The organism is Parashewanella hymeniacidonis (assembly GCF_016900895.1).
Taxonomy (GTDB): Bacteria; Pseudomonadota; Gammaproteobacteria; order Enterobacterales; family Shewanellaceae; genus Parashewanella; species Parashewanella hymeniacidonis.
The window spans coordinates 1-24,731 of sequence record NZ_JAFEUN010000057.1; the positions used below are offsets into that span (position 1 = coordinate 1).

The 24,731-nt window shown below is 39.8% G+C and carries 19 protein-coding genes; 10 read left to right on the forward strand and 9 right to left on the reverse strand.

The window, feature by feature from the left end; translation table 11 throughout:
* The first annotated feature begins 742 nt into the window (after positions 1-742).
* A complete protein-coding gene (locus JQC92_RS12300; RefSeq protein ID WP_204999938.1) occupies positions 743-1,816 on the forward strand; it encodes a hypothetical protein in 1,074 nt (357 codons plus the stop codon).
* A gap of 1,109 nt (positions 1,817-2,925) precedes the next feature.
* On the opposite strand, the gene cysE is transcribed toward JQC92_RS12300, so the two are convergent.
* Together cysE and trmJ are read right to left on the reverse strand one after the other, a co-directional pair.
* Positions 2,926-3,747 (reverse strand): serine O-acetyltransferase, encoded by an 822-nt coding sequence (cysE, locus tag JQC92_RS12305; protein ID WP_204999939.1) that lies wholly within the window; start codon positions 3,745-3,747, stop codon positions 2,926-2,928.
* 11 nt (positions 3,748-3,758) lie between these two features.
* The gene (gene trmJ / locus JQC92_RS12310) at positions 3,759-4,478 is read right to left on the reverse strand and encodes a tRNA (cytosine(32)/uridine(32)-2'-O)-methyltransferase TrmJ (protein ID WP_204999940.1); all 720 of its coding nucleotides are present in this window, start codon (positions 4,476-4,478) and stop codon (positions 3,759-3,761) included.
* Positions 4,479-4,626: 148 nt separating this feature from the next.
* Here trmJ and suhB point away from each other — a divergent pair, with 148 nt between their 5' ends.
* Positions 4,627-5,430: an inositol-1-monophosphatase gene (gene suhB, locus JQC92_RS12315; protein WP_204999941.1), complete on the forward strand. Its 804-nt coding sequence runs from the start codon at positions 4,627-4,629 to the stop codon at positions 5,428-5,430.
* A gap of 29 nt (positions 5,431-5,459) precedes the next feature.
* On the opposite strand, the gene JQC92_RS12320 is transcribed toward suhB, so the two are convergent.
* The gene (locus JQC92_RS12320) at positions 5,460-5,885 is read right to left on the reverse strand and encodes a DUF6491 family protein (RefSeq protein ID WP_204999942.1); all 426 of its coding nucleotides are present in this window, start codon (positions 5,883-5,885) and stop codon (positions 5,460-5,462) included.
* Between the two features lie 324 nt (positions 5,886-6,209).
* On the opposite strand from JQC92_RS12320, the gene JQC92_RS12325 reads away from it, so the two are divergent.
* The 6 genes from JQC92_RS12325 to JQC92_RS12350 all read left to right on the forward strand — a co-directional run bounded on the left by JQC92_RS12325 (position 6,210) and on the right by JQC92_RS12350 (position 16,416).
* Complete coding sequence (locus tag JQC92_RS12325; RefSeq protein WP_204999943.1) at positions 6,210-7,478, forward strand: uracil-xanthine permease family protein; 1,269 nt, start codon at positions 6,210-6,212, stop codon at positions 7,476-7,478.
* A gap of 66 nt (positions 7,479-7,544) precedes the next feature.
* The gene (locus JQC92_RS12330) at positions 7,545-8,435 is read left to right on the forward strand and encodes an ADP-ribosylglycohydrolase family protein (protein WP_204999944.1); all 891 of its coding nucleotides are present in this window, start codon (positions 7,545-7,547) and stop codon (positions 8,433-8,435) included.
* Between the two features lie 65 nt (positions 8,436-8,500).
* Positions 8,501-8,731 carry a DUF2789 family protein gene (locus tag JQC92_RS12335; RefSeq protein WP_204999945.1) on the forward strand — a complete coding sequence of 77 codons (231 nt, stop codon included), beginning with the start codon at positions 8,501-8,503 and terminating at the stop codon, positions 8,729-8,731.
* Between the two features lie 219 nt (positions 8,732-8,950).
* On the forward strand, positions 8,951-10,039 hold the full coding sequence (locus tag JQC92_RS12340) for an efflux RND transporter periplasmic adaptor subunit (RefSeq protein WP_239480541.1): 1,089 nt from the start codon (positions 8,951-8,953) through the stop codon (positions 10,037-10,039).
* Between the two features lie 78 nt (positions 10,040-10,117).
* On the forward strand, positions 10,118-13,363 hold the full coding sequence (locus JQC92_RS12345; protein WP_204999946.1) for an efflux RND transporter permease subunit: 3,246 nt from the start codon (positions 10,118-10,120) through the stop codon (positions 13,361-13,363).
* Positions 13,363-16,416 carry an efflux RND transporter permease subunit gene (locus JQC92_RS12350; protein ID WP_204999947.1) on the forward strand — a complete coding sequence of 1,018 codons (3,054 nt, stop codon included), beginning with the start codon at positions 13,363-13,365 and terminating at the stop codon, positions 16,414-16,416. Before JQC92_RS12345 ends, JQC92_RS12350 begins: the two co-directional genes overlap by 1 nt.
* A gap of 54 nt (positions 16,417-16,470) precedes the next feature.
* On the opposite strand, the gene JQC92_RS12355 is transcribed toward JQC92_RS12350, so the two are convergent.
* Positions 16,471-16,842, reverse strand: a complete 372-nt coding sequence (locus tag JQC92_RS12355; protein WP_204999948.1) for a hypothetical protein — start codon at positions 16,840-16,842, stop codon at positions 16,471-16,473.
* 157 nt (positions 16,843-16,999) lie between these two features.
* Here JQC92_RS12355 and JQC92_RS12360 point away from each other — a divergent pair, with 157 nt between their 5' ends.
* Positions 17,000-17,860: an MBL fold metallo-hydrolase gene (locus JQC92_RS12360; protein WP_239480542.1), complete on the forward strand. Its 861-nt coding sequence runs from the start codon at positions 17,000-17,002 to the stop codon at positions 17,858-17,860.
* A gap of 16 nt (positions 17,861-17,876) precedes the next feature.
* Here the strand turns inward: JQC92_RS12360 and JQC92_RS12365 are convergent, their stop codons facing one another.
* The 5 genes from JQC92_RS12365 to JQC92_RS12385 all read right to left on the reverse strand — a co-directional run bounded on the left by JQC92_RS12365 (position 17,877) and on the right by JQC92_RS12385 (position 24,135).
* A complete protein-coding gene (locus JQC92_RS12365) occupies positions 17,877-18,644 on the reverse strand; it encodes a lipopolysaccharide kinase InaA family protein (RefSeq protein ID WP_204999949.1) in 768 nt (255 codons plus the stop codon).
* 202 nt (positions 18,645-18,846) lie between these two features.
* A complete protein-coding gene (locus JQC92_RS12370) occupies positions 18,847-19,026 on the reverse strand; it encodes a Trm112 family protein (protein ID WP_129947937.1) in 180 nt (59 codons plus the stop codon).
* Positions 19,027-19,036: 10 nt separating this feature from the next.
* Positions 19,037-20,008 (reverse strand): tetraacyldisaccharide 4'-kinase, encoded by a 972-nt coding sequence (gene lpxK, locus JQC92_RS12375; RefSeq protein WP_204999950.1) that lies wholly within the window; start codon positions 20,006-20,008, stop codon positions 19,037-19,039.
* An 8-nt stretch (positions 20,009-20,016) separates the two neighbouring features.
* A complete protein-coding gene (gene msbA, locus JQC92_RS12380; RefSeq protein ID WP_204999951.1) occupies positions 20,017-21,825 on the reverse strand; it encodes a lipid A export permease/ATP-binding protein MsbA in 1,809 nt (602 codons plus the stop codon).
* A gap of 33 nt (positions 21,826-21,858) precedes the next feature.
* Positions 21,859-24,135: a DNA internalization-related competence protein ComEC/Rec2 gene (locus JQC92_RS12385; RefSeq protein ID WP_204999952.1), complete on the reverse strand. Its 2,277-nt coding sequence runs from the start codon at positions 24,133-24,135 to the stop codon at positions 21,859-21,861.
* 29 nt (positions 24,136-24,164) lie between these two features.
* Between JQC92_RS12385 and JQC92_RS12390 the strand changes: the two genes are divergently transcribed.
* On the forward strand, positions 24,165-24,665 hold the full coding sequence (locus tag JQC92_RS12390) for a DUF2062 domain-containing protein (protein ID WP_129947940.1): 501 nt from the start codon (positions 24,165-24,167) through the stop codon (positions 24,663-24,665).
* Positions 24,666-24,731 lie beyond the last annotated feature (66 nt).

A 24,731-nucleotide genomic window follows, 5' to 3' on the forward strand; every position in this document is an offset into this window, starting at 1 on the left:
GACCATAGATCTTGGTTGAAAATTGACATGATGCGTTGCCTTATCTAGTGTAATTTACTGATCAGATCAACGAAACGATAATAAGTTCAATTTCCATAATATTTGTGTAGAAGAGTCAGGTATTGGAGACTTATCCTCATAAGTAACAATTGTTTCTGTCGTATTATCAAATAGTTCAATATCACTCTGAAACTGAAAGTTATTAGGCGTTAATATGGCACTGGGTATTTGACTCATAATAAATGTAATGATAAGAAGTTTGATTTATTTAAGCATACTTATAATCGATATCTTAGTTAAACATATTTAACATTTCACATACATTTGAAGTTGTATAAATTGTTATATATAGAAGTGTTCCCCAGCACACTTTGGGGCAGAAATGCGCCAGCTGATCATGCTGGCACGGGTCTGGACAAAAACGTGTTTCGGTTTCAGTTCACAATCAATAGATTGCATTAGACAAAGCCTTTCAAAATCAAATTATGAGCATTAAATTGTCGAAAGCCACGACTAGCCCTAAAAAATACAACTTAGGGCATACATCATGTTATGTAGAAAAAGAAGTGTGTACAACGGCCGCTATGGTGAATTTATTTCATGGATAATTAAGCATTCAATAATAAAATAGTTAGGTTAAGTTATACTAAATGTGAAATTATTCATTATTAATATAATGGAAAAATACAGCTTTCAGTATTAAATATAAAATTATATTTTTATTTAATTAAGTTGTAATCAAATGATTGATGCTTCCATTAAAAGAGTGGTTCCTGTAACAGGTTATAATTTTTCTAGTGACTTCCCCGCAGTTTGCAATACTCCTGAATCCTGCTCCACAAGAGAAATACATGTTAAATCAAAAATAATAAACACTAAATTTCCTTCAACTTCATTTTGTCGAAAGCTTAAGAGCCATTTTGTGAAATACGATATCCCAGTTGAATATAATGAGATTTCAGGTAAAGGTGTGTTGTGTATTCCAAAAAATAAATTTAAGTATAAATGCATGAATAATATCGACTATCTAAAGATGTTAGTTCGTTCGTCTGCTTTATATGATGATGCGATTCTTTTATCTATACCTTCAGGTCATTTTGTTGATATTGAGGACTGTAGAGATTATTACAAGATAGTTTTAATTGAAAGTAATACACTAGATAAAAATATTAAATTTGGTGAACAATTATATAAATTAGAGACAGTCAGTTTAGTAGTAAAATTTAACATAAAGCATTCAAATGAAAAAAATTGCTTACATATTCCTATGGACCAATGTTCTTTAGTTAATCCTTGCGTCCTCCCTCAAGTAGACTATCTAACAACGGCAGGCTTATGTGATTGCTACGCAGTAATTCTCTGGGACAAATCGAGCCATTCAACGATAATGGCTCACATCAGAGAGGATTGTGTTTCTAAATCAGTATGTAATGAAATGATATTAAAATTAACCTCAACAGGTACTAAACAAGAAGACATACAAGCAATTGTGATCGGCGGTGAGACTCTAAAAATGAGTTACTCTAAAAGCTATTTCAATTGCATAGAAAAAACGCTAATTGAAAGCGGAATATTTATCAGACAGACATTTATAGGCGATAATGTAGAAAGGCCATCTGATATTCTCTTTGAACTATCTAACGGTAATGTTTATGAATATAAAGTATCAGAAAACATGACTGAATATCGATTAAATTTGTACGAGGCCGATAAGGGAGCAAAGTTAACTCCAGAGCCGTACGATGGATGTTATTTAATGTATTCTGACACATACGATTTAAGCGAATTAATCCCTGTTTCGCTCTCTTTTCATTAGGTTGTGAAATAAGTTCGCTTAGTAAATTAGCAGTTTTGACCAAAATCTACTTGAGCTAATTTATCAATCTTAATCAATGAAATCAGCAACCTATATCATGGTTACTATACCCATAACACCTGAAGATGCTCGATTTCAGCGAGAATGCACAACTTGTTAATCAAGGCGACAGTGTGCGGCAATAGTGAACTATTGTTAGCACTGGCAACGAAGAGTAACAAGCTGTGCAACTCGCACTGCGTGGACTTCTCAGCGCCAATTCTTCTTTGTTACATTAGCTCGAAAGAATCCCGATATTCCTTCGCTAATGCGCCTTAAAGAATTGGCGCTGAAAAAGTCCTGAAACATGCATCTTCAAGTATCATGGGTATAAATATAATTGAAACACGCTTTGAGGCAAAACCTAGCCAGTAATTTCAGATAACGTTGAGAGCTGCAACATACCCCATCGAAGCTGTTAAAAATGCAAAATGCCGTGGGCGAGACATGGACGTCGAGCCAAACTCTGAGGTAAAAGTCGTTCTCGCACATCCATGTGCTTCACGACATTCAGCCGTCCTGCCTATCAAATGTACCATCAGAGCTGTTAGGCATTTATTCAATCATATCTGAAATGCTTAGCTTCGACGGTAAATATCAGCCTTTAAGCTGCATTTGAATTTTTTAAATTATCATTCCAGCATGTTTCTGGCCGGAAACGAAGTAACGACAGTTTTATGTGTCGGTAATCTAGTGCCTTTTTCAAGAAGCACAAAACAAAACTTTTTCGTAGTTTATAAAGGCACTGGATGCCCGATAACAACATTCGGGCATGAAAGCCTTGCAGGCTACAACGATTCCCCATGGCAAAGTTGTTATAAGTTGTCAGTAAAAATATCGTGAGCGCAGCAGGGAAGCTGCGCTAGTTTCCGAGGTACATGGATGTACCATCGGAAGCGTTAGAATATTTTTACTGTAAGACGAGTAACGTTTAACTTTGTGGGGCGGCACGGAGAGTTCCAAGAGAGGGTTTGCTGTAGAACCCTTTCTTGGTCGGGTTTGGACTGAAAGTCTAAGGTTTTATAAACTTCGCAGAAGTTTAATTTTCAGCACAAAAATGATGCCAAGCATCAAATAATAGGGTCAAACTCTTCCATACCCTTTTGACGACGCTCTGCAGCTGCTAACTCATCATCACTGAACTCTTCAATCTCAAGCTCAGGTAATTTTTCAGTGCAAACTTCCCCGCCCATCTGTTGAACTTCACAACAAACTTCTTGCAGCTTTGAATCCATCAAGTGCATATGGTCCATCATTTGACCAATCGCATTGGCAACAGGGTCTGGGTTATCTGGTGAAACAGCATAGGCATCAAAGCCATATTTCTTCGCCATTTCAGTGCGACGCTGTGTCTTTTCTTCAGATTCTTCTGTTGGTTGAGCAACAATGCGCCCAGGAATACCTAAAACCGTTCTCTCTTCTGGCACTTCTTTCACAACAACCGAATTAGAACCAACTCTGGCACCATCTCTAATAACAATCGGACCCAGCACTTTCGCACCAGCACCAACGACGACATTATTACCTAAAGTTGGGTGACGTTTACCTGACTGCCATGTCGTACCACCAAGCGTTACGCCATGATACAAGGTACAATCATCACCTATTTCAGCGGTTTCACCAATCACAACCCCCATGCCGTGATCAATAAAGAAACGACGGCCAATTGTGGCACCCGGGTGAATTTCAACCCCAGTCAACCAACGAGAAAACGTCGATATACATCGAGCAAATAGGAACCATCTGCGCTTCCAAAGCTTGAAGCTGATTCGATGCAACCAAATTGCATGCATTCCTGGGTAGTTCAACAAGATCTCTATAGCACTACGTGCTGCGGGATCTCGATGATAAATAGACGCTATGTCTTCTTTAATTCTCGAAATTACACCCATTGCTTAAACCTTTAATCTTTCTTAGCAATTTTCTCGATAGAGCTTAAGATACCGCGCAAAATATTCATCTCTTGCGCTTCTATTCGTGCTCGACTGAACAAACGCCTCAACTTAGTCATGATTTGACCAGGATGATTCTTAATAATAAACCCAGTTGATAGCAACGTTCTTTCCAAATGCTCAAAAAATTGCTCTTGCTCTTTTTGCATTGGGTACTCTTCTAATACTTCAACTTTACGGTTCTTATTCAAATAAGCCATTCTTGTTTCATAACACACAATTTGAACAGCTTGAGCTAAATTCAGAGAACTGTACTCTTCATTGGCTGGTATCACTACATGGTAGTTACATTTTTGTAATTCTTCATTGGATAAGCCATGATTTTCACGACCAAATACAATGGCAACAGGCCCAGACTCACCTTCTGAAACCAATTGTTCACCGGCTTCTTTGGGTTCTAAGATCGGCCAATCCAACGTTCGACTGCGCGCACTCGTTGCAACCACTAATGAACAATCGGCAATAGCTTCATCAAAAGAATCTACTTTCGTAAGATTTTGAAGAATGTCAGCAGCACCAGCAGCTAAGGCGATAGATTGACCATCAACTTCTGTTCTTGGTTCTGCTAAGTATAAGTTTGTAAGGCCCATGGTTTTCATCGCTCGTGCGACTGAACCTATGTTTCCAGGATGGGAAGTGCCAACTAAAACAACTCGGATATTGTTGAGCATGGAAGTTAACTATTTGAGTCAATAAAAACCAGAAGCGGAATACTAGCATCAATTTCACGCTTTTGGCTATTTCGGATTGCAGATACTTTTTAAAAGCGTATAATCCGCACCGATAATTTTTCCGTTCTTTAACATCCAGGGGATTGCAATGCATCCGATGATGACTATCGCTGTCCGCGCTGCTCGCGCTGCCGGCAAAACAATTATGCGTGCTTATCAAGAATTAGATCAAGTTGAAGTTTCGACTAAAGGTCTGAATGACTTCGTTACTAACGTGGATAAAGAAGCGGAAGCTGCTATCACATATCAAATTCGTAAATCTTACCCTGATCACACAATTGTGGGTGAAGAAGACGGTGAAAACCGTGGTGAGAATAAAGATTATATGTGGATTGTTGATCCTCTTGATGGAACGACTAACTTCGTTCGTGGTATTCCACACTTCGCTGTATCTATTGCACTTCAGTACAAAGGAAAAACTGAAGTAGCTGTAATCTATGACCCTGTTCGTGAAGAGTTATTCTCTGCTACTCGTGGTCAAGGCGCTAAATTAAATGATTACCGTATTCGCGTTACAAACGTAAATGATTTAAACGGCACTATTTTAGCTACAGCTTTCCCATTCAAAGCTCGCCAACACACTGAAACCTACATGAGTATTATCTCTGAAGTGTTCAACAAGTGTGGTGATATTCGCCGTGGCGGTTCTGCAGCATTAGACCTAGCATATGTTGCAGCGGGGCGTATGGATGGGTATTTTGAAATTGGCCTTAAGCCATGGGATATCGCAGCGGGTGATCTTATCTGTCGTGAAGCTGGCGGTACTGTTACTGACTTTACTGGTAACCACAATTACATGACTTCTGGTAACATCGTTGCAGGCTCACCAAAAGTAACGCTGAATCTTGTGAAAACAATGCGTCCACTTCTTAATGAAGGCTTAAAACGTTAATTTACGTTTTACATCGTTAAAAGCCTCAACTACTTTTGAGGCTTTTCTTTAACGATTTGTTTGATTGCTTTTGATTGATCTTGAGTTAAAGGGTAAATATTGGCAACTCTGCATTGCATTGGAATTGTATCTTTAACCGAGACGGTATCGCTCAGCTTATCAAACGTATTGTTTGAAAATTGGTGAAGTTTAACAACCTGTGCAAAGTTAAGTCCTGTGCAGCCACCTTGCATCTTTAATAGATAATCTTTTCGAAAGTTCGCAGATAAAATCATGTAATCATTACTTAAACTGCTCCAGCCGTTAAAGTCAAAACTGGTTATCCGATTGATACTTTGTAAGTTATTTGTTTGAATAAAATCAGCGTAAGCTGCATTTCTATCTGCTGTGGACACCCTTGACGCACACCCAAATATAAATAAAGTTGCAAGCGCTACCAAAAATAACCTTTTCATATTTTTTCCTTTTTTCTCATTAGATTATATAAGTTTAAATAAGTGTAATATCTTTTTGACAGTTTGCTGTGGATGAGAGTTCATAAAACCAACAATATTTAACTTAACGTTCACAATTGAATTTTCTATCCTTTCCCTTGCGAATAAACATTGCGATTTATTGCGACAAATGGCACCCATTTTTCACTTTCGACTTTATCCAATTGTGTTTTCTATGTTGAGAACATTCACATTCTTTTTATTGAGTAGAAAACACTTTAAAATGCACACGTTTTCAAAACATTCCCCTTCTTAATCACAATAATAATTAGGAATTGTTCAAAAATGGAACATCCACATACAACTTCTACATTTCAAAATGCCTTAGCTGGGTCACAAATGCTATTTGTTGCGTTTGGCGCTATGGTATTAATGCCAATTTTGACTGGTCTTGAACCAAGCGTTGCCATGTTTGGAGCCGGTATCGGTACCTTGCTCTTTCAATTGGTCACGAAAAGAATGGTGCCTGTTTTCTTGGCTTCTTCTTTTGCTTTTATCGCGCCAATATCATTCAGTATCCAAACCTGGGGCATGGCACCAACAATGGGTGGCTTAATTGCTGTTGGATTCACTTATCTCATCTTAGGTCAGTTCGTTAGATGGCGAGGTACTGCGTTTTTAGAAAAAGTATTACCCCCAGTTGTTGTTGGCCCAGTGATCATGGTAATTGGTTTAAGTTTAGCCCCTGTGGCCGTGCAAATGGCCATGGGGAAATCAGGAGACGGTTCAATTGAACTATTCCCTTACCAAGATGCACTTATTGTTTCCATGCTAGCCCTAGTTACGACACTTTTGGTAGCCACTTTAGCCAAAGGATTGTTCCGTCTCATTCCAATTTTGTGCGGCATTATTGTTGGCTCTATTGCGGCTGCCACATTGGGAATGTTGGACGGCTCTATAGTTACCGAAGCGGCGTGGATTGCTATGCCAAATTTTGTTGCACCTGAGTTTAACTGGCAAGTCATCTTATTTATGTTACCCGTCGCCATTGCTCCAGCTATTGAACATATTGGTGATGTACTTGCTATTGGTAATGTTGCAGGCAAAGACTACGTGAAGAAACCAGGTTTACATAGAACGCTAACTGGTGATGGTATTGCTACCAGTGTCGCCGCTTGTTTTGGCGCACCACCTAATACGACTTATTCAGAAGTTACTGGTGCAGTGATGCTGACGAAAAACTTCAATCCCGTCACCATGACTTGGGCTGCGTGCTTTGCGATTCTACTGGCATTTTGTGGTAAGTTAGGAGCATTATTGCAATCAATTCCAACTCCAGTAATGGGCGGTATTTTGATTCTTCTCTTTGGTTCAATTGCAGCAGTAGGAATGAGCAGCTTAGTCAAGAACAATGTTGATTTAAGCCATCAGCGAAATCTATGCATTGTTGCGACTATCCTTGTTCTCGGTATTGGTGGCATGTCTGTGGGTTCCGCTCAGTTTAGTTTAACAGGCATCAGTTTATGTGGTGTGGTTGGTATTTTAATGAACTTGCTTCTACCTAAGGCCGATCGAGGAACTTTAGCATCAGAGCTTAAGAACACTCAGGAATAATTGCTATTTGAACTAGGCAACCAAAGGCGCCACTATGTAGACGCCTTTTTATTTTTGGAGTTTAAAATGGATGCCTTAGGTAGAACTAACACAATGATCATGGCTGCTTTTTACGGCGATGCTTTCGCCCTTGGTCCACACTGGATATACGGTCTAGCCAAAATCAAAGATAAATTTGGTCACATAACAGAAGTAACTGCACCTTTATCCGATAGTTACCATAAAGGAAAACGCAAAGGTGACTTGACTCATTATGGCGATCTAATGCTTTTTATGCTTAAGCATTTTCATAGAAATAACGGTTTTGAATTACAAACGTTTAAAACTGAATGGTGTGCTTTTATCACTCAATATCAGGGTTATATCGATGGTGCAAGTAAGAAAACCTTGGAAAATATTGCCGCTAATCACGAAGACCCTGTTGGCTCTCAAAGTAATGACCTCGCTGGCGCCGCTTTTTTTGCATTACTCTTTTCATATTACGCAGAACAAGAGATGCGTTTATCGAAAGTCACCGAACTGACTACTGCTCTGCATAACCACCCCGACGTAACTGATGCTGTAATATATTTTGCAAAAGTCGCTTTAAACATGCTATCTGGACGTTCGATAGCTGATGCATTATTAAATCAATATCATTCCCTGCCCGAGTCCACGATTAAAAGCCTTATTCATAAAGGCATTGATGCCAAAGAACAAGATTCACAGAAGGCGCTCAGCAGCTTTGGCGTTGATTGTTCGATAAATTCATCATTACCTGGCGTGATTCAAATTCTGTTGAAACACGAAAACGACTTTAATGAAGCCATGACTCAAAACGTAATGGCTGGAGGTGATTCAGCAGCAAGAGGAATTATCATTGCATCGTTGTTAAGCCAACAAGTAGATTTAAATTATAAACAATTTAATAATGTTAATGCTTACCAAACTATTTTGAATAACTTAAATCTAAGTTGACTATGTAACAATCCAGTTGATGTGTAATCTGAAGTTGCCATATCAAATGACGTTGAGAACACACCATGGAATCAATAGCACACAATATGACAACCTTGTTTCAACAACTCGGTTTAGACAGTGAACCTAAAGAAATTGAGAATTTCATTAAACTGCATTCACCTCTGAATAAAACTACTCGGCTTGAAAATGCCAGTTTCTGGAGTGTTTCTCAAGCTCAACTTTTACATCAACTTATCCATGAAGATGCTGACTGGTCAATTGTCGTTGAGCAACTGAACAACCAAATGCATTAACTTTTTTATTCAGGCACCTTTCTTGGTGCCTTATTTAATTTGCCTCAATTTAAGTTAGTTAGATTTCCCACCTTTTTAACAATCTCACTAAATAACTAACATTGCAGCTAACCAGCATTAGCTTAAACCGGCCTAAATTTACATTAAACAACTGTAATAACTATGCATTTTAAGTTTGGCATACTCCTAGCTTATTAGTCATCAGTTAAGAAAACTCTAATGAGCAAGGGATTTGGAAAAATGAAAAACTTGGGCAAATTAACCATTCTCCTACCAGTTGTGTTAGCTGGTGCATTGACAGCATGTAGTCAAAATCAAGCTGAAGAGAAGAAAGAAGAAATCTATGCGATTCCTGTCGAAACGGCTTTAGTTAGTACAGGAAATGTAGGCTCTTTCTATAGCACGACAGCCACGCTAGAAGCACCAGAAGAAGCAGAGGTTGTTACTCGTGTAGCAGGTCTAATTGAAAAGCTCCATATTGAAGAAGGCGACAAAGTTAAAAAAGGCCAACTTTTAGCAACGATTGATGCTAGACGTCAGCTTTATCAATACCAACAGTCTCAAGCAAACGTTAAAGTGATTGAGCAAGAACTCAACCGTCTAAACAAAATGACGAATAAGCAATTTGTCAGCGCAGATGCGATATCTAAGCTTGAGTTCAACCTCCAAGCAGCAAAAGCCCAGCGAGATCTTGCTAAGCTTCAGTTGACAGAAAGTGAGGTTCGCTCGCCGATAGATGGCGTAGTAGCCAAACGCCACGTTAAAGCAGGCAACATGGTTAAAGAGTTTGAACCGCTGTTTTATGTCGTTCGCCAGAATGAACTTCACGGTATTGTTCACCTTCCTGAGCAACAATTGGCGAGTTTAAAGCTTGACCAGAATGCAACCATCACAAGCAACTTGAATAGCCAGTATGCTTCTATAGCTAAAGTGATACGTATCAGTCCTGTTGTAGACGCTGAAAGTGGTACCTTCAAGGTAACCCTGTTATTACCTAACTCAGAAGACAAGTTTAAAGCAGGTATGTTTACGCGTGCCGAACTTCAATACGACACTCATACCGATGTCACCGTTGTACCTTATAGCGCATTAATCAACCAAGACAACAGCTACGCTATCTATACTGTCAATGAAGGTAAAGCACAACTTAACGATGTAAAAGTTGGCTATCAGCAAAATGGCCTTGTGGAAATCACTAACGGTGTAAATCAAGGTGATGAAATCGTTATCCGCGGACAACACAACCTTAAAGATCAATCAGATGTAGAAGTCATAAACCCTACCGAAACGAAAATTGCAGCTAAATAAGCGAATTGTCGTGCCTGACATCCTTCGGGCACGACGACATAGCAATAAGAATAAAGTTTAAGCAAAAGGAATCACTCTATGTCTGTTATCGCTACGTCAGTTAAACGGCCTGTTACCGTTTGGATGTTTATGCTGGCCATTATTTTGTTTGGGATGGTAGGCTTTTCACGCCTTGCCGTGAAGCTCCTTCCTGACTTGAGTTACCCAACCCTAACCATTCGTACTTTATATGCCGGAGCTGCCCCAGTCGAAGTTGAACAACTGATAGCCAAGCCCATCGAAGAGTCAGTTGGTGTCGTTAAAGGGCTGCGAAAAGTCAGCTCAGTTTCTCGTGCCAGTATGTCTGATGTGGTCCTAGAATTTGAATGGGGCACAGACATGGATTTAGCGAGTTTGGATACTCGTGAGAAACTCGACACCATTGAGCTACCACTAGACGTTAAAAAACCTTTGCTGCTTCGCTTTAATCCAAACTTAGATCCGATCATGCGTTTGGCGTTATCAGTACCCGATGCTTCTGACAGCAAACTTAAGCAAATGCGTACCTATGGCGAAGAAGAGTTGAAGCGTCGACTTGAAGCTCTATCAGGTGTTGCTTCTGTTCGCTTGTCTGGCGGCTTAGAACAAGAAGTTCACATACAGCTCGACCAAGATAAACTGGCTCAGTTGAATCTGAATGCTGAAAAAATCAGAAATCGCATTGCGGCCGAAAACTTGAATTTATCAGCCGGCAAGGTTGTTCAAGGCAACAAAGAATATTTGGTTCGGACATTAAATCAATTCAATAACTTGAACGAACTCGGACAAGTAATTGTATATCGTGATGCCCAAAAACTCGTTCGTTTATTTGAAGTCGCCGAAATCACTGATGCTTTTAAAGAACGCAGTGATATGACGCGTATAGGTAATCAAGAGTCTATTGAACTTGCCATTTATAAAGAAGGCGATGCTAATACCGTCGCCGTCGCTAAGCGTTTAAAAGCTGAAATCGATACTCTGAATAGCAACCCTAATCTGGGTGAAGTTAAACTGATTTACGATCAGTCAGAATTTATTGAAAGTGCCATAAATGAAGTTACCTCAGCTGCCTTGATTGGTAGTTTGCTGGCGATGCTGGTTATTTATCTTTTCTTACGTGACATTGTTCCAACCCTGATTATTTCTATTTCTATTCCGCTATCGGTTATCGCAACGTTCAATATGATGTTCTTCTCAGGCATTAGTTTAAACATTATGTCACTAGGTGGAATCGCACTTGCGGTTGGCCTCTTGGTGGATAACGCCATTGTCGTATTAGAAAACATTGACCGTTGTAAAGCACAAGGCATGAGCCGTGTTCAGGCAGCTATCACGGGGACCAAAGAAGTCTCAGGCGCAATTTTTGCATCGACGTTAACCACTTTGGCAGTATTCGTACCTTTGGTCTTTGTTGATGGCATTGCAGGTGCACTGTTTTCAGATCAAGCCTTAACCGTTGCCTTTGCCCTATTAGCTTCATTATTGGTTGCGCTGACAGCGATTCCGATGCTTGCGTCAAGAGAAGGATTAAAAGCACCTCAACATCAAGAAGTAGAAAAAGAATCAGTTCCAAACACTAAATTAGGTAAGTTTGGTTTTTACAGTAAAAAAATACTGCTATTTCCGTTTGTTCTTCTTTTTAGCATTGTTCCAGCATTTTTACTGACCTTTACTTTGACTCTGGGGAAGCTGATTGCTTGGCTTTCAGGAATGATCCTTAAACCCATCATCATTGCATTTAACTGGATATATCGTGGTTTAGAACGCAGTTATCATACTCTTTTAAACGGTGCGCTATCACATAAGTGGTTAAGCCTGACGATTGCGATTGTTATTTCTGCTGCCGCAGGTAGTCTCGCACCTCGGCTAGGTATGGAGTTAATTCCACCAATGAACCAAGGTGAGTTTTATGTTGAGGTGCAATTACCGCCAGGTACCGAAGTTTCACAAACAGATCGTGTACTGCAACAACTTGCAACCTCTGTAACGGGTCATCCACAAGTTAAACATTTATACAGCCAAGCTGGCAGCGGTGGTTTAATGACCTCTGATACCAGCCGTGGTGGCGAAAACTGGGGGCGTTTACAGGTTGTACTTAACAACAGTAACGGCTATGAAGAAGTCAGTGAAATTTTGCGTAAAAAGACTCGTTTAATTCCTGAGTTAGATGCCAAGATCCAACATCCAGAGTTATTCAGCTTCAAAACACCGCTTGAGATTGAATTGAGTGGCTATGATATTGATCAACTGAAAACAACGGCTGATAAATTAATCGGAGCCCTTTCAGAATCGAATCGTTTTACTGACTTAAATACCAGCTTACGAGATGGTCAACCTGAGCTCAGCATTGAATTTGATCATGCACGCATTGCGGCGCTTGGTATGGATACGCCAACTATTGCTAACCGTATTGCACAACGTATTGGTGGTACGGTAGCCAGTCAATACAATGTGAGAGATCGTAAAGTTGATATTCTCGTAAGAAGCCAACAAGAAGAGCGCAATCAAATCAGTGACATCGGTTCAATGATCATCAATCCTGATGGTGACCGCCCTATTCCATTAAGCGCTGTAGCTGAAGTTAATCTTCAGCTTGGTCCATCTGCAATCAGCCGTGTTGCACAACAACGTGTGGCGATAGTGTCGGCGAATTTAGGTTATGGTGACCTAGCTGATGCAGTTACTGCGGCGAAAGCCGTGATGGATGCTCAAAACATTCCAGTTTCTATCCAAGCTCGTATTGGTGGACAAAACGAAGAAATGGAACACTCGTTCCGTTCATTGCAAATTGCATTATTACTGGCAGTATTCTTAGTTTATTTGGTGATGGCGAGTCAGTTTGAGTCGTTATTACATCCACTGCTGATTTTGATTGCCGTACCTATGGCAGTAACAGGCAGTATCTTCGGCCTGTTCATTACCCAAACTCATTTAAGCGTAATTGTATTTATCGGCTTAATCATGTTGGCGGGTATCGTGGTGAACAATGCCATTGTATTGGTTGACCGCATTAATCAGTTACGTGCTGACGGTACAGACAAGCTAGAAGCCATTAAAGAAGCAGCTCACTCTCGCCTACGCCCAATTATGATGACCACAATGACAACGTCATTAGGTTTATTACCTATGGCGATAGGCTTGGGTGATGGAAGTGAGATTCGTGCTCCAATGGCGATTACGGTGATTTTCGGTTTGATTTTATCGACTCTGCTTACTTTAGTTGTCATTCCAGTTTTATATGCTCTATTTGACAGAAAGCAGTTCGATAAAGAAGAACAACTAGAACCAGTAATGGAGGGCGCATAATGAGCATTACTAAACTTGCGATTAAACGCCCTGTAACCACCAGCATGTTTTTTATCGCCATTCTGTTATTCGGAATGGCGGCAACGAGACTGCTGCCATTGGAGATGTTTCCGGGTATTGATATTCCACAAATCAATGTCAATGTGCCTTATCGAGGTTCATCACCTGCTGAAGTGGAGCGTGAAGTAACTCAAGTACTTGAAGAGTCTTTAGCGACTATGACAGGCATCGACAGAATGCGTTCATGGTCAGACCAAAACGGTGTGAATATTCGTCTTGATATGAAATGGGGCGAAAACGTAGCAAGTAAAGGGCTAGAGGCTCGTGAAAAAATCGATGCTGTCAGTCACTTATTACCGGATGATGTGGAGCGTATTTTTGTTCAACAGTTCTCAACGTCTGACATGCCAGTGCTCAATATTCGTTTATCAAGCCAACGTGAATTATCTGGTGCATTTGATTTACTCGACAAACAACTTAAAAAACCGCTAGAGCGCATTGACGGAGTGTCACAAGTCAGTTTGTATGGTGTCGAGCAAAAGCAAATCGAAGTTCGTATTGATGTCGATAGGTTACTGGCATCAGGCATGCCCGTTGCGGAGTTAAATCGTAAACTGGCAGCGGAAAATTTTGTGATTAATGCAGGCAATTTACGCAGTAACAACAAAGTCTATCAAGTATCGCCACAAGGTGAATTCAGATCTCTAGAGGCCATTCGTAATTTATGGCTCACCCCATCTCTCCGTTTAGCTGATGTTGCAAACGTAAGTTTTGCATTACCAGAAGCTGAAGAAGGCCGCCATCTTGATAAAAAATACGCTGTGGGTTTGGATGTATTTAAAGAATCTGGTGCTAACTTAGTACAAGTATCAAACAGAGTGATCAAGGTTATCAATGCCGTAAAGCAAGACCCGCAATTCAGTGGCATCAAGCTTTACATCATGGAAGACCAAGCTTTTGGTGTTAAATCATCACTGAAAGATCTACTGATTTCAGGTTTAATCGGTGCCCTACTTTCGTTCGGTGTATTGTACTTATTTTTGCGTGACTTAAAACTCACCATGGTCATTGTCGCTTCTGTGCCAATCTCGATTTGTATGACACTCGCAGTCATGTACTTCTTAGGTTACAGCTTGAATATCCTATCCATGATGGGGTTACTGCTTGCCATTGGTATGTTGATTGATAACGCCGTCGTGATCACTGAAAGTGTGTTGCAGGAGCGTGAAAATGAACCAGCTAATACACCCGCTACTCAAGCCATTTTATCGGGCGTTGATAAAGTTGCCCTTGCAGTTATGGCTGGAACCTTAACTACTGCTGTAGTGTTTTTGCCCAATATCTTCGGGGTGAAAGTTGAGCTTACTGTGTTCTTAGAACATGTCTCAATTGCAATTTGTGTATCTCTTTTAGCGTCATTATTGGTTTCAAAAACCTTGTTACCACTCATGATCAGGAAGCTTAACTTCAAGCCAAAGCCGAAAAAAGAAAGCGACAAACTACAAAACGCTTATCATAAAAGCTTATCTTGGGTGCTCACTAGACCTAAACTTTCAGGCTTTATCGCTATTTTAATTCTGGTTTCAACGGCACTACCACTTGGTGTAATTCAAGGTAATGACGGTGGTGGAGAAAACTCAGATCGCCTCTTCATCAATTACATGATTGAGGGGCGACATACCGTTGAAGTTGTCGAGTCCTTAGTCTCTGAAATGGAAGACTATCTATACGCCAATCAAGATAAATTCCATATTGACTCGGTGTACAGTTATTACAACCCTGATCGAGCACAATCCACATTAATTTTAAAAAAGGATACCAAAGCTGATCTAAAAAAACTGAAAGAAGAGATACGTGAAGGATTTCCTAAATTCAGTATTGCTAAGCCTCAGTTTGGCTGGGGAAGAGATAACGACGGTGTTCGTATTTCACTTACCGGACGCTCAACCAGCGAGCTGATTCGAATCAGCGAGCAAGTGATACCGCTAATCCAAAATATTGAAGGTTTGGTTGATGTTCGCTCTGAACTCAGCACCGGTCAGCAAGAAGTGGTGATTATCATTAATCCGGTGATGGCTTCACGTCTTGGAGTGGAATTACGCCAAGTTGCCCGAAATATTTCTCTTGCATTGCGTGGTACACAGCTGCGTTCATACCGTCATGATCCAAGTGGTGAGTTACGCATTGAACTGGCTTATGATAAAAGCTGGCAAAAGTCGTTAGATAAATTAAAAGAGCTCCCTGTCATCAAAATTGGTGAACGGGTATACACTTTGGATAATTTAGCGACGATAAAGACCCAGCCTCGTCTGGAAACCATCCGTCACTATGACCGTCAAACGGCATTAAATATTGGTGCGAGTATGGACGAGATTTCAGTGGACGATGCACAGGAGAAAATCACCGAAGCACTAGATTCAATCCAGTTCCCGCATGGTTATAAATATTCATTACGTGGCGCCTTTGAGCGTCAAAATGAAGATCAAGCCATTATGCTGACCAATATGATTCTGGCTGTTGCAATGATTTATATTGTCATGGCAGCGCTATTTGAATCATTGTTGTTACCAACGGCCATCATCACCTCAATTCTATATTCGATAACAGGCGTTTTTTGGGCGATGATGTTCAGTGGTAATTCTATGGGCGTTATGGCGATGATCGGGATATTGATCTTAATTGGAGTCGTAGTAAACAACGGAATTGTACTGGTTGATCAGATTAATCAAATGCAACCTAAGCTCAATAAGCTTACAGAAACCATTAGTCAGGTGTGTATTACACGTTTACGTCCAGTATTAATGACGGTAAGTACCACCATTCTTGGTTTATTACCTCTTGCACTCGGTGAAACCAAAATCGGTGGTGGGGGCCCGCCATACTCACCAATGGCAATTGCGATTATCGGTGGTTTAGCATTCTCAACTATCACCAGTTTATATCTTGTACCTTTGTGTTATCAGGCCTTATATCGCATGAGATATAAAGCAGGGATTCAGCTTGAGAAGTCGAATCACATTTCTAAACGCTGGTTGAGATGGTTACCGTCTTAATTAAAATGCCAGAGGATGCAAACGCATCCTCTTTTTTGAGAGAAAATATAATTATTAAGGTTTATTACATTCAACCTTCATGTCTGCTCCCTTTTTACTATAGGCTAACAAATAACTTGAACCATTTTGGCTAGAAAACTCTGATGTAGTACCGTATAGGTAATTAGGTGGGAGAGAAATCGTTAATGTTATATCAGGTTTATGTTTAATGACTGCTTGAGTATTAATATTAACCGAATAATAAGCTTCACTTCTTTGAGCCTCTAATGCCCGAATATTTCCTGCATTATAAGTTTCTTCAAGCTTTTGAGTTTTCGTTTGCCAATTCGAGCCATCAAAATAGCGGTACGTAGCTTCACAATTAATTTGTGCTTGTACGAAAGGAACAAAACCTACCAAAGCTAACAATAAATATCGATTCATCATATGAAATCCTAAAGCGCTTAAACTTGAGGAATTCTATTGGATAATTAAAGGCTCTGTTAGATTTTGTCTTTATTCTATATGCTATCAAACCTATGAAATAAAACTCATTTAAATGCTTTCTTATTCAGTTAATAACAATAAAACAACAAGGAAAAGTATGAAAAACGCAATGATTACGCTACTCACATTTTATCTATTTAGCCTATCATCACAAGCAAACAGCCGCTTCGACGACGTAACAATCAGCTCTCAGCAACTATCAAAGTCGACCTATATGTTCACAGGTTCGGGTGGAAATATCGGCGTATCAGCTGGTGAGGATGGTATTCTGATTATTGATGATCAATTCGCTCCGTTAGCAGATAAAATTGAGAACGAACTGGCCAAAATCAAGCAAGGTTCACCTAAATACATCATCAATACTCACTATCATGGCGATCATGTCGGTGGCAACGAACATTTTGGGGCACACGGTACTATTATGGCTCACCATAATGTTCTCAAGCGATTAAAATCAAATAAAGACATTGATGCCAAAGCACTTCCTGTTATCACTTACGACAACGGCATTTCCATCCACTTCAATAACGATACTTTAAAAGTAGTTCACCTTAAGCCTGGACATACTGATGGTGATAGCGTTGTTGTATGGGACGATTTGAGTGTGGTACACATGGGAGACTTATTTTTTAAAGATCACTTCCCTTATGTTGATCTTAAAGGTGGGGGTTCTGTCAAAGGTTATAGAGACAACGTCGCTCATGTATTAAACATCATTACTGATAAAACGAAAGTCATTCCTGGTCATGGAGCCCTTGCAACAAAAAAAGACTTAATGAAGTTCAAGCTCATGATGGATGAAAGTATCCATTGGATGGAGCAACAAATTGCGGCAAAAAAGACGATTACTGAAATCAAAAAATCAGGGTTACCTTCAAAATTAAAGCCGTGGAGTTGGCGCTTTATTACAGAAGATAAATGGATTAATACACTCTATGAAGACTTGAGCAATCAGTAATAACAAAATGGGTGTGTTAAGCACCCACTTCTTCAGCTGAACGTACACGAGGCGCTTCTTTAAAGTGTTTCAGCACCCAATAAATCGGTTTTATATCTCGACCACCTTTAAAACGAAATAAATAAGCCAAATAATACAGCCATTGCCATTTTCTAATTTGCTGCTGACTTTGTTGCCAAACCGCTTCACCACCGACTTTTCGATAGTGGTTAATGACACCGTCAATGAACGTAACATTAACGCCAAGATATCGATATAAACTATGAATGAAGACGAATAGATCTCTCACTTGTCGCTCTTCTACAGGCATGTGTGCAATGTTGGATTCAAAGTCAATAAAGGTAACTTTGCCATTTCGCCAACAAATATCCCTTAATGCAGGACGGCCATGAGCAAACTTCAGTAGATGAAGTTCGGCTAACGCTTTTGCAGAATCAAATAAAATCTGCTTTAACTGCTCCGAGTTACAATCAGGATCGTTAAGCCAGTCTTTTAACGTTTTACCTGAATCTTCAATGACAAAGTAAGACTTTTCTAGATTTTTTTGCTTACACACAATATGAGGAACAGGGGCATGTCTACGTTCAAGCTTACAGATTTTACATACTTCTCTGCGTAAAGCTCTATTGGCATCACCCTTTAGTAACTTCATGATCCCACACACTTGCTCAGTTTGTTTTAACCAATACTTCTGATCTTCATACTCAAAAGTTGAAACTCTGTCACCTTCATGCAGTTTCAGTTCATGATCTAACTTTTCTTGGAATGTGAGTTTTTCATTCATACTACAGTGGGTTTATCGAACGTTTAGCTAACATTAAATGATCTAAGAAATGTCATTCAAACTTGAATTAACCGCTATTCAGTTCTAGTTCAGAAAGGTGAAAAAGGCACGGTAATTGAGCACAGTAAAAAACAAAAAGCACCAACAATGTGGTGCTTCGAACTCCCTGAAATGGATCTTATACCAATTACAGTAATTGGTATTATTTCTTCTCGTCCCATTTTTCTGCCTTATCGGCTAGAAGCACTGGTATCCCTTCGGTGATCGAATAAGCAAGTTTATCCGCCTTACAGATAAGTTTTTGCTCTTGTTTATCAAAATCCAATTTACCTTTACATACAGGGCAAGCAACAATTTCGAGTAATTTGCTATCAAAAGCCATATATAATTCCTTAATCTTTATTCGTAAGCCGCTCAAGCAACTCTTTATCAAAATTAGACGGTAATTTTGCATCAACAGGTAAATACCACCAATTGGATTGAGCAAAATCTTTACATTTTATAGCATCTTTTTCAGTCATTATAATCGGTAAACTATCTGAAATAGATGAAATTTGAATTTGAGTGTATTTTTGGTGATCTTCAAACTCAACAGTTTCTTCGAGTTCAAAACCTTGTTGAATTAAAGTATCAAAAAAACGCTGTGGATTCCCGATTCCAGCAAATGCTACTACATTATTTTTACAGAGTTTTTGACTCTCATCACTCAACGAAATAGGTCTATTTGGCTTTAACTGCATCGAAAACTCATTATCTTCCGAGTTTCCGCCATTAACAACAACAAAATCAACTGATGACAAACGTGTTTTTGGTTCACGTAATGGCCCGGCAGGAATAAGTCGATTATTTCCAAGTCGTCTAATACCATCAACAATGGCAATTTCGATATCTCTAGCTAGAGCGTAATGTTGTAGACCGTCATCACTGATAATAATATCAACATCAAAGTCATTTAATAATTGTTGTGCGGCCTTCGAACGTTGAGCGCCAACAACAAATGGTACTTTTGTACGTTGATAAATCATTGCCGGCTCATCACCTACATCACTTGCTGAATGTGTATTGGTTACAGACACTTCACCTACAGCATTAGAGCCATAACCTCGGCTAATCACGCCAGGTTTATACCCGTGTGAACGAAGCAGTTCGATCAGATAAATCACCATTGGTGTTTTACCACTTCCTCCAGCAGTAATATTGCCAACAATAATCACTGGAACGGGAAGCTGAGTCTGCTTTTTTAAACCAAGTTTAAATAAACTCACTCTAATGACAGTAATAAGCCCAAATAACCAAGACAAGGGCAACAATACCCATTGCAACCAATGCCCTTGATACCAGATCTTATTCACGAATCCTTGCATCTAAATGCCTATGCGCTGAATTGCATTGAATAGAGCTTAGCGTAATGGCCATCTTCTTCAATTAACGAGCTGTGGGTTCCACGTTCAATCACCTCACCTCGCTCAATAACTAAGATCTCATCAGCATTTTCAATCGTAGAAAGACGATGCGCAATGACAACAGAAGTACGATTATGACGTAAGTTGTCCAGTCCCATTTGAATTGCTTTTTCAGACTCAGTGTCTAGTGCAGACGTCGCTTCATCTAAAATCAGCACAGGCGCATTACGTAACATTGCACGCGCAATTGCGATACGCTGACGCTGGCCACCAGAGAGTAAAACTCCGTTTTCGCCAACCATGGTATCTAAGCCATTAGGAAGCTCTTCAATAAACTCCATCGCATGTGCTAAGCGAGCTGCTTCCTCAATTTGCTCTCGTGTAACTTGCCCAGGGTAAGCATAAGCAATATTACTGGCAATGGTATCGTTAAATAAGGTTACTTGCTGTGAAACAAGCGCAATCTGACTTCTTAACGAAGCAAGTGAGTAATCATTAACACTAACGTCGTCGAGTGTAATATCACCTTTTTCAAGCCCCGAATAAAAACGAGTAATTAAACTCGCCATGGTCGACTTACCTGAACCACTGCGTCCAACCAAGGCAATTGTCTTACCAGGTTGCACATCAAAATTAACGCCTTTAAGCGCTAAACTTTCTTGCTCTGGATAGCGGAAGTTCACGTTATCAAAAACAAGGTGCCCTTTTGCACGTTTGATGTCGTACTTACCTTCATCAGCTTCAGGTGCTCTGTCCAGCAATTCAAATACCGTAGTGCACGCAGCTAAGCCACGCTGAAACTCAGCATTAACGCGAGACAGATTTTTAATTGGTTGAAGCATCGCCAACATTGCAGCAATAACAGCAGCAAACGTACCTGCAGTTAACTCATGCATTAAACTGTCAAAACTTGCAGCATAAAGGACAAAAGCTAATGCAAATGAACCAATGATCATAATGACAGGTTGGCTAATTGCCTGTGCGACAGCTAACTTCATATTTTGCTGACGGTTAGTGTTATTTATTTTAGAAAAACGTTCTTTTTCTGTACTCTGTCCACCGAAAGCTAATACGTTCTTATGCCCTTTCAGCATCTGCTCTGTTGCTGCAGTAACACCGCCCATAGCAGATTGAATTTGCTTAGATACTTTTCTAAATCGGCGACTTACAACTGTAACAACCACACCAATGAGTGGACCAATAACCAAAATACAAATCGACAGTTTCCAAGACAAATGGAACATCATACCCAGCATACCAATGACAGTAACTGTATCACGTACCATAGAAATCAATGCACTGCCGGATGCTCGAGCAATTTGCTCTGTATCAAACGTAACGCGCGAAATTAGGTTACCGGTATTTTCACGGTCAATATAACTCACAGGAAGATTAAGGTAGTGATCGAACACTTGCTGACGCATAGTCATGATCAACTGGGAGCTCATATAAGAAATGCAATATGTCGAAACAAAATTCGCCACACCTCGGATAAAGAACATTCCAACCACAAAAAATGGTGCTTTCATCAGCATTTCATTATTGCTATTAAAGCCCTGACTCGTTGGTAAAATATCACCAGCAACGTTAGCGACTGCCGAAGGTTGCGAGAACCCCTCATCAATAAAGGGTTTAATAAAATACATGAATGTAACATCGACAATACCGTAAGTAGCTAAAGCAAGTACTGCGACGATAAACATTGCCTTCATTGGCAACAGATAACGCATTAATCTTTTAAAAACGGGACCTAGCGGTTGTTCTGTAGATGTTGTCATTGAAAATGCTGGCATAAAAAATAAAGCCCTATTCTACCTAAACTCAGCAAACTTAAACAGTTGGTTATACCAATATGGTGCAATATCTGTACGATATTGCATGATTTCAAGTCCACTTGCATTAAAAGTGAGCGTGACTTGTCCTGAATTACCAGAAACATAGATCTTATCTGAAAACAGTTTATAACGCCTCACGACTTCTGATTTTGGGAATCCCCAGTGGTTTTGGTAACCCGCTGCGGCTAGTACAACTTCAGGTTTGACCGCAGCAATAAAAGCCTCGCTTGATGACGTTTTACTGCCATGATGTGGGGCAAGCATCACAGTGCTGTTCAAATCTAAACCTAACTTAAGTAACTCTTGTTCGGCGTATTTTTCAATGTCGCCTGTCAATAATACACTTTGATCTCCATCAGTAACCTTTAAAACGCACGACCCATCATTTGAATCAATTGGCGTGATTGGCCACATAAACTCAAATCTTAACCCTTGCCATATTTCCGTTCTTGGGTTGCAAGATCGAGCCTTCACTTTATCGCTATCGAAAACAATCTCTGTATTGGGCGCATGCTGCTTTAGCACTTCCAAGCCGCCACTGTGATCATTATCGCCGTGACTGATGACGATTGTATCGACCTGACTCAACCCTCTTGCTTGCAAAAAAGGAACGACACTTCTTTGTGCATAGCTAAAATCGCCATAACGAGCCCCTGTGTCATAAATTACAGCTCGGTTATTGCGCTCAATCACCATTGCTAAGCCCTGACCTACATCAAGCATATGCAGACGCCATTCGTCTTTTGTGTCGTAATGGCGAGCAAGCAATTGCAAACACATTGGTGCCATAAACAAAAGGCAAAACCATCTTTTGCGGGAAAACCTTAATCCCCAAAAACCAAACAAACCCATAACCATCAAAATAAAAGGAGGTACTAGATGCTCAGCAGGAATAACCCAGCTCCAAGGTAACTTGTCGACCCAAATGATCAGCATCGAAAAAACAGATAAACACCAGTCAGCCAAATGTAGCCCAACTAACCATTGACTCGAAAAAGTTAAACCAAAACACCAAATGAAAAAGCCCACGAGAGTGATAGGAATAACGAGCACACTGAAAAGCGGTACAACAATTAGGTTTACCCAAATGGAATGCAAACTTGCACCACCAAATAAAAGGCAACCTACGACACCTAAAACAACTGAGATGCTGAACTGAACAAAAATGAGCTGTTTTATTTTTGAGTTCATTGAAGTATCACTCCAGTTGTCATGACTTTTCAATAAATAATCAACACTCAATAAAATCACACTAATCGCAAGGAATGAGAGCCATAAACCAGAACTTAACATTGCAAGGGGATCAATAAACAGTACAAGAAATAGCGCTAATAACAACCGCTCCCATGAAGATGAATATCGTTGAAATACACTCAAACCCAGTACCGCCGTCAACATAATCAAGGCCCGTTGAGTTGGGATAGAAAAACCTGCTAAATAAGCATAAGTAAGTGCTGTTATCACACTTAATGCTACTGATATATAGTAATTCCTTAAACCGAAGCTGGGCGCTAATTGTGATAATAAATACAATGAGATAATTAGAGTCCAACCGCCGACTATAGAGAGGTGCAGCCCTGATATTGAAATTAAATGCCCTGTTCCACTGTGCCGTAATTGCTGCCAACGATCTGATGATAACTGTGTTTTATCACCAAATAGCAACGCTAACATTAGATCACTGTTATTTAATTTAGTTAATTGCATTTTGAGCTTTTCTCTCAACATATTTCGTAAGCTGAAGTGTTCAGAAACTAAAACCGCTTGTTTTACATTCCCTCGTCCAATAATATGCCGACTCAAGAAATGTTTTTGCTGATTAAACCCTCCTTGGTTTAATACATTAGTAATACTTTTCGGTTTTAATTTGAAATCATAGACTTGCCCAGGTTGGGCCGGATTGGTTGTTCGCCAATAAATTCTCATGAATTGATTGGGTTTCAACATTAAATTCTGATTAATTAAACGAATATCTGCCGATATCCATTCGTTTTCCTGATTCACAAGTGCTATGATTTCGGCACGAACGTTTATCGTGTTTGTGGTTGAATTAGTTTGATAATTTAATAGCAAGTGCGTAAAGCTGGATATCCAGAGAATGGATATCATTGCACCAGAAAGCACCCATGCTTTACGCATGAGTGCAATAAGTAGCAATACTACTCCTGGAGCAACATAAGCAAACGGCAGCAGTGATGGCCAGAAAATCGCTGATAATGATGTGGCACAAAAGCCAAACATAAAACGATTCATAGTTTTCTATTTAAACAGCAATTTGACCTATGCCAAAGAAATTAATTAAAAAATACATGCCTGATCCGAATACCATACGAGATCATAAGCATTTAAAAATTTTCGGAAAGTTACTTCACAACCCAAATTTGTGGCATTTAAATCGTAAATCAGCTCCAGGTGCATTTGCTGTCGGGCTGTTTTTCGCATGGGTTCCAGTGCCCTTTCAAATGATTCTCGCTGCAGGTGCAGCCATCATTTTTAATGTCAACCTTCCTTTATCAGTAGCACTGGTATGGTTAACCAATCCAGCAACCATGCCATTCTTATTTTATGGCGCATATTGGCTTGGCACGAAAATTCTTAATCACCCAACCCAAGAAGTACATTTTGAACTCACTTGGCATTGGCTAGAGCAATCTCTAGCTACCATCGGCCCGCCGTTCTTATTAGGTTGTGCTGTATTAGGTATAATTTCATCTATTTTAGGTTATACCGTTATCAAATATTTGTGGTACCGATCGATATTAAAACGTAGAAAAAGAAGATAACAAATATTTAAAAAAATTTTTTCATTTACTGTAAGCAATTGATAAAACAAAAACAGCATCATACTT

Bases quoted from the DNA above. Each gene is read 5' to 3' on its own strand.
- JQC92_RS12300 (WP_204999938.1), top strand. From the start codon at position 743: ATGATTGATGCTTCCATTAAAAGAGTGGTTCCTGTAACAGGTTATAAT.
- cysE (WP_204999939.1), bottom strand. From the start codon at position 3,747: ATGGGTGTAATTTCGAGAATTAAAGAAGACATAGCGTCTATTTATCAT.
- trmJ (WP_204999940.1), bottom strand. From the start codon at position 4,478: ATGCTCAACAATATCCGAGTTGTTTTAGTTGGCACTTCCCATCCTGGA.
- suhB (WP_204999941.1), top strand. From the start codon at position 4,627: ATGCATCCGATGATGACTATCGCTGTCCGCGCTGCTCGCGCTGCCGGC.
- JQC92_RS12320 (WP_204999942.1), bottom strand. From the start codon at position 5,885: ATGAAAAGGTTATTTTTGGTAGCGCTTGCAACTTTATTTATATTTGGG.
- JQC92_RS12325 (WP_204999943.1), top strand. From the start codon at position 6,210: ATGGAACATCCACATACAACTTCTACATTTCAAAATGCCTTAGCTGGG.
- JQC92_RS12330 (WP_204999944.1), top strand. From the start codon at position 7,545: ATGGATGCCTTAGGTAGAACTAACACAATGATCATGGCTGCTTTTTAC.
- JQC92_RS12335 (WP_204999945.1), top strand. From the start codon at position 8,501: ATGGAATCAATAGCACACAATATGACAACCTTGTTTCAACAACTCGGT.
- JQC92_RS12340 (WP_239480541.1), top strand. From the start codon at position 8,951: ATGAGCAAGGGATTTGGAAAAATGAAAAACTTGGGCAAATTAACCATT.
- JQC92_RS12345 (WP_204999946.1), top strand. From the start codon at position 10,118: ATGTCTGTTATCGCTACGTCAGTTAAACGGCCTGTTACCGTTTGGATG.
- JQC92_RS12350 (WP_204999947.1), top strand. From the start codon at position 13,363: ATGAGCATTACTAAACTTGCGATTAAACGCCCTGTAACCACCAGCATG.
- JQC92_RS12355 (WP_204999948.1), bottom strand. From the start codon at position 16,842: ATGATGAATCGATATTTATTGTTAGCTTTGGTAGGTTTTGTTCCTTTC.
- JQC92_RS12360 (WP_239480542.1), top strand. From the start codon at position 17,000: ATGAAAAACGCAATGATTACGCTACTCACATTTTATCTATTTAGCCTA.
- JQC92_RS12365 (WP_204999949.1), bottom strand. From the start codon at position 18,644: ATGAATGAAAAACTCACATTCCAAGAAAAGTTAGATCATGAACTGAAA.
- JQC92_RS12370 (WP_129947937.1), bottom strand. From the start codon at position 19,026: ATGGCTTTTGATAGCAAATTACTCGAAATTGTTGCTTGCCCTGTATGT.
- lpxK (WP_204999950.1), bottom strand. From the start codon at position 20,008: ATGCAAGGATTCGTGAATAAGATCTGGTATCAAGGGCATTGGTTGCAA.
- msbA (WP_204999951.1), bottom strand. From the start codon at position 21,825: ATGACAACATCTACAGAACAACCGCTAGGTCCCGTTTTTAAAAGATTA.
- JQC92_RS12385 (WP_204999952.1), bottom strand. From the start codon at position 24,135: ATGAATCGTTTTATGTTTGGCTTTTGTGCCACATCATTATCAGCGATT.
- JQC92_RS12390 (WP_129947940.1), top strand. From the start codon at position 24,165: ATGCCAAAGAAATTAATTAAAAAATACATGCCTGATCCGAATACCATA.